The sequence below is a fragment of the Cupriavidus neocaledonicus genome, assembly GCF_000372525.1.
GTDB lineage: Bacteria > Pseudomonadota > Gammaproteobacteria > Burkholderiales > Burkholderiaceae > Cupriavidus > Cupriavidus neocaledonicus.
The window spans coordinates 1-4,816 of the sequence record NZ_AQUR01000034.1; the positions used below are offsets into that span (position 1 = coordinate 1).

2 protein-coding genes and 4 pseudogenes are annotated in these 4,816 nt (G+C 58.6%); 3 read left to right on the forward strand and 3 right to left on the reverse strand.

Translation table 11 applies throughout. From position 1 onward, the window contains the following. Positions 1–237, reverse strand: a pseudogene (locus A3AG_RS30990) (transposase); the annotation flags it as partial. 274 nt (positions 238–511) lie between these two features. Between A3AG_RS30990 and A3AG_RS32455 the strand changes: the two are divergent. Beyond that, positions 512–1,127 (forward strand): annotated as a pseudogene (locus A3AG_RS32455) (IS30 family transposase); the annotation flags it as partial. Here the strand turns inward: A3AG_RS32455 and A3AG_RS32460 are convergent. Both A3AG_RS32460 and A3AG_RS32465 read right to left on the reverse strand, forming a co-directional pair. Next, a pseudogene (locus A3AG_RS32460) lies at positions 1,107–1,373 on the reverse strand (transposase); the annotation flags it as partial. The pseudogenes A3AG_RS32455 and A3AG_RS32460 overlap by 21 nt on opposite strands. 125 nt (positions 1,374–1,498) lie before the next feature. Next, complete coding sequence (locus A3AG_RS32465; protein WP_012354770.1) at positions 1,499–3,625, reverse strand: prolyl oligopeptidase family serine peptidase; 2,127 nt, start codon at positions 3,623–3,625, stop codon at positions 1,499–1,501. Between the two features lie 233 nt (positions 3,626–3,858). On the opposite strand from A3AG_RS32465, the pseudogene A3AG_RS32470 reads away from it, so the two are divergent. Both A3AG_RS32470 and A3AG_RS32475 read left to right on the forward strand, forming a co-directional pair. Then, a pseudogene (locus A3AG_RS32470) lies at positions 3,859–4,263 on the forward strand (transposase); the annotation flags it as partial. 412 nt (positions 4,264–4,675) lie between these two features. Then, positions 4,676–4,816, forward strand: a 141-nt coding sequence (locus A3AG_RS32475; RefSeq protein WP_018003679.1) for an IS4/Tn5 family transposase DNA-binding protein, incomplete at its 3' end; no start/stop codon positions are given.

Below are 4,816 nucleotides of genomic sequence, written 5' to 3' on the forward strand. Positions count from 1 at the left end.
ACGTCGTGCAGCGCTTCTTCCATCGCCGGGTCCGACAGGCCGAACCATTGCTGAAGGAAGTGGATGCGCAGCATNGCCTCGACCGCGAACGGGGGACGGCCGCGCTTGCCTTCTNGGGCGTACGGAGCGATCAGCATCACCAGATCNGCCCACGGCACCACNCGGTTCATCTCGTCCAGGAATTCGCGCTTGCGGNTGCGCTTGGTCGACAAGTTCAGCAAGGTCAGTTTGTTTCATGCGCCACATGCTCGCTGGCTCGACGATTCATTTCAAGCACATCTGCTGGCTAATTTTTGCAGAGCATCCTTAACTTCAAGTTTCGCGTCACATCCATCCCTGCAAAATACAACTCTGACTCGAGGAAAGAAAATGCAGTCATTCGCAAATTTAATTCTGAATTCTATAAGTAATAATCACGGCGACCTCAAAATCTGAAGTGCAACACCTTGCCATCCGGTAAGGTGTGGTGAATGACAAAAACGAAGTACCGCAACTGCAATCCGAAGAGCGCATGCGCATCGAGATTTGGAAGGCGGAGAAAGTCAGTCAGCGCGAGATGGGCGCAGGCTGGGGCGTGCGCCTTCAACGCTGAAGCGCGAGCTTCGCCGCAACGCGACAGCAAGCGGTGGCTATGGGGCAATGACAGCGTAAGCCCGCCGCGCGCAACGCCGCCAGGCCAGCCGTCCCGCCCGCAAACTCGCTGCCGACAGTGTGCTGTGGCGCGTGGTGCGCCACTTCCTTGACCAAAAGTGGTCACCCCAGGAAATCCCGCTACTCTCAAGCGCGCCTTTCCTGACCACCGCGAGCGCCACGTGTCCCACGAGACCATCTACAACGCCATTTACGCCTACCCGCGCGGCGAACTGCGTCGCCAGCTCATCGCTTGTCTGCGCCAGGGCCACGCTAAGCACCTGCTGCGCTCGCGTGGCACCGACCGGCGTGGCCAAATTCCCGACATGGTCAGCATCCATGAGCGCCCGCCTGAGGTCAACGACAGGCTCATGCCCGGGCACTGGGAAGGCGACCCCATCAAGGGTGCGGGTAACCGCTCGGCAGTGGGCGTACTGGTGGAGCGCATGAGCCGCGCCGTGCTGCTGGTCAAGATGTCCGATGCCACCGCGGCTTCGGTCTGCTGGCCCCCGGGGGCTGGCCACTGCCGCAGCATCGATGCTTGCCCGACTCCAATCGATCTGACCATGCTCGCGCAGGCGGGTTAGCAGGGCCAGGTGCATGCGCGTCCAGACGCCACTGGCCTGCCAGTCACGCAGACGACGCCAGTAGGTCATGCCGCTGCCAAAGCCCAGTTCCTGCGGCAAGTCTTTCCACGGAATGCCGGTGTGCAAAGCAATCACGATGCCGCTTAGCGACAGTTTCACCAGAAAACACGCCTATATCGCTAATATAGGTTAGCGGTGGGGAGTCGTAGGACGATCATCGGTATTTGCACGGGGGACTATTCTTGCCGCAAGAAAGCCAGTGTGTGACGCTTAAAATCGGGTCACGCGTTCGGTCGTAACGACGCCCCAATCTTTGCCCGCAGGAACTCAAATGTCGTTGCACTGGCGCGGGCTCTGGTTTCGGGTTCGACGCCAGCGCCATGACCGCCATCGCGCTGTTCTAGGTAGAAGACCTCGCGATGTCCGAGTGCCTGCATTTTCGCGACCATCTTTCGTGCATGGCCTGGATGCACGCGATCGTCAGTGGACGATGATGTGAATAGAACCGGCGGATAGGAGACGTCCGGCTTTACGTTGTGATAGGGTGAGTAAGCCATAAGCATCCGGCGATCGTCGGCATCGTCGGGATTGCCGTACTCGTCGACCCACAAAGCGCCCTGCAACAACAGGTGAAAGCGTGACATGTCGAGCACTGGCACATGCGAGATAACGGCACCGAATAAATCCGGACGCTGGATCATGCACGCTGCGGTTAACAACCCGCCGTTGCTCGCCCCTTGGATCGCGAGTTGCCCCGGGGTGGTAACACTGGAGCTGATCAATGCCTCAGCGACGGCAATGAAATCACCAAATGCGACCGGACGTTTTTCTCGTTGCGCGGCTTGATGCCAGCCAGGCCCGAACTCACCTCCCCCCCGGATGCTCGCGATTGCGTACACACCGCCCGGTTCTAGCCAGGAGAATCCCAAAGTGCCCATATAGGCGGGTGTATCGAGCCGGATTTCGAATCCGCCGTATCCATAGAGCAGGCAAGGTCGAGGGGTACCCTGAAGATCTGCCTCGCGGCCGATCACCCAATAGGGAATCTGCACGCCATCGGGTGCCATGGCATGCCGGCGCAACGCGAGGAATCCGGTTGAATCGAAGCGTGCGGGAAGCTGTCCGAGCTGGTGCCAAGGTGTGTCACTGGAGAGATCGGCATGGTACAGCGCTGGTGGTGTCAGGAAGTGATCGACGTAGATCAGTACAGTGTCATCGCGTGCTCTATCGACGGCGGTCACAGATGCTTCGCATCCGGCCGGCAACGGATACGCTCGAGATTGCCACGTGTCGTCGACCGAGTCTGGCGGACGCCAAAGCGTCACGCGGGTAACGCTTTCGCTCTTGTCAGAGACGATTAGCCAGTGCTTCGTATAACGCACCCCCGACAGTACATTCTCGTCAGTTGGCGTGAAAAGTACGGTGAAGTGGCGATCACCGTCGAGAAATGCGTCACGTCGAATGGCCAGTAAAGAACCGCCCCGATAAGCCGTCTCGTTGACGTGCCAATTGGTGCGCGGCGTGACGAATAGCCATTCGCTCCACTCAAACAAAGCAGCCGTATTACGCGGCACATCGTACAACCGCCATTCACGAGCCTTTTCATCGAGCCAGAATTGCTCCCGTTCGTAGAATGTCGTGCTGCGGCTTGCAATATGACGTGCTTGGATTGGGTCGTAATTCGCTGACGCACCCAAGTCGTCAGGCTCGCATTCGAACACCACCGGCGCATCCGCTACTGGCGTTCCGCGCTTCCATCTGCGCACCTGTCGCGGGTGACCGGAAACAGTGACAGCGGGGGCCGCGTTTACTGCGCTGTCATCCCAGCTCGCATAAACCGTATCTCGATCGATCCATGCAACGCTGTGGTGACCGGAATCTGGTAGTTCGAATCCGTTCTCAACAAACGCACGCGCTTCCACGTCGAATTCCCGCACGATACAAGTATCGGAACCGCCGGGCGACAGGAAGACCAGTGCGCGATCAGCAGTGGGATAAATAAGATGAAAGCCCGCCAGAGCCCAGCGCGTGCCGTCCCCGTTTCGGTTGTTCAAGTCAAGCGCATCGACCTCCAGTACCACTTCCCATTGTGGGTTGCCCTCGATCCAGGCATTCCAGGGCGTACGCCGTACGAAACCGAGCGGATGCGCTCCGTCAAGCCAAGTATTGTAAGCCCAGTTACCCCAGCGCGAGCATATGACGATGCGATCTTGGTCCATCATGGTCTCGACGAGCCGCTTAGTTAGCACGTCGGCGGCTGACGTGCGTCCGTACATTTCCATAGTACGGGCTGTCTGAGCGAAAACCCATGAATTGACAGTGGGACTATCGAGTTCTTCGAGATCGATATACGGATCGGCAGCGTTACCTGTCGGCGGCCAAATAATTTTCGATTGCGAATTTATCATAATGAATCATCCATTAAAGTACTTTCAGAAGGAACAGCTTCATCTTTCAAATCGCCCGATTCGGTTCAACTAATCGTGCCATTTCGACATGGTTGAGGTAGTCGAGTTCCATGATGATTTGCGCGCTGCGCGGCACATCGATTGGCTACCACTCGCCACACGTGACCTGCGCGTCCAACTCGATCGAGCCAGAGGTTTTCGACTTGCCCCGAAACCAGCATCGCAAGCAAGCCCTTGCGAAGGGGATTGCGTGGGAAGACTTGCCGCAGGAACTGGGCTTCGGCCGCGGTATGACTTGCTGGCGTCGCCTTCGTGATTGGTAGGCCAGCGGCATCTGGGAACGCTTGCAACTGGCCCTGCTGACGCGATTGCGTGAGCATGACCAGGTCGATTGGAGCCGGGCGAGTATCGATGGTGCGGCTGTGACTAGCCTCCAGGGGGGCAGCAGACCGGCCCGAACCCCACCGACCGTGGCAAGCTCGGCACCAAACGCCACCTCGTCGTAGACCGGCGCGGCGCTGGCCGTGACCGGTGCCAATTGGCACGACTCGGTGGTCTTCGAAGCCCTGGTTGATGCCATACCCGCAGTGCCGGGGCTGCCTGGCGGGCCGCGCAGCCGCCCCGACAAGCTCAACGCCGCGATTGAAACACCGCCGCCGAACCGTCATTGCATCCTGATGGCGGACACTTCGGTTACGATTCACCCCGTCACTCAGGACGCCAGCGCAAGGTGTCCGCCTTCGCATGGAACACTGTCCGCGATGAGTCTGGAATCACTGTCCGCCATCAGTGGAATGCGCACGAATCTTGCGGGCTTGCGTTCAACGAAGGAAAGCAATAGCAGTCCTGAGCCCAACGCAAACGATTGAATGTGACTATACAAAAGTCCTACGAACTCAATTTAACGGCGATCAGTTATAAGGCATCCCCTTATACGGAAGTAGGACCGTCTCCGCGGCGAGGCTTGGAGCTTGAAGTCCCGGGAATTTCGAGGTAAGGGGGTTGTTAACTTCGCCAGACTCGCGTTTACTCTCGGATTTTCGCGCAGCAATGAGCAACGAGTCGGGGGCATGGGTGGACGAGGAATTCGAGAGTCTGGATCTTGGTGATCCGCGGCGGGATCGGCGCGCCAAGGAGCTGCTCAAGCGGTTTGCGGCTCTGCCGACGGCGAGCATCCCCGGCGCATGCGAT

Bases quoted from the DNA above. Each gene is read 5' to 3' on its own strand.
- A3AG_RS32465 (WP_012354770.1), bottom strand. From the start codon at position 3,625: ATGATAAATTCGCAATCGAAAATTATTTGGCCGCCGACAGGTAACGCT.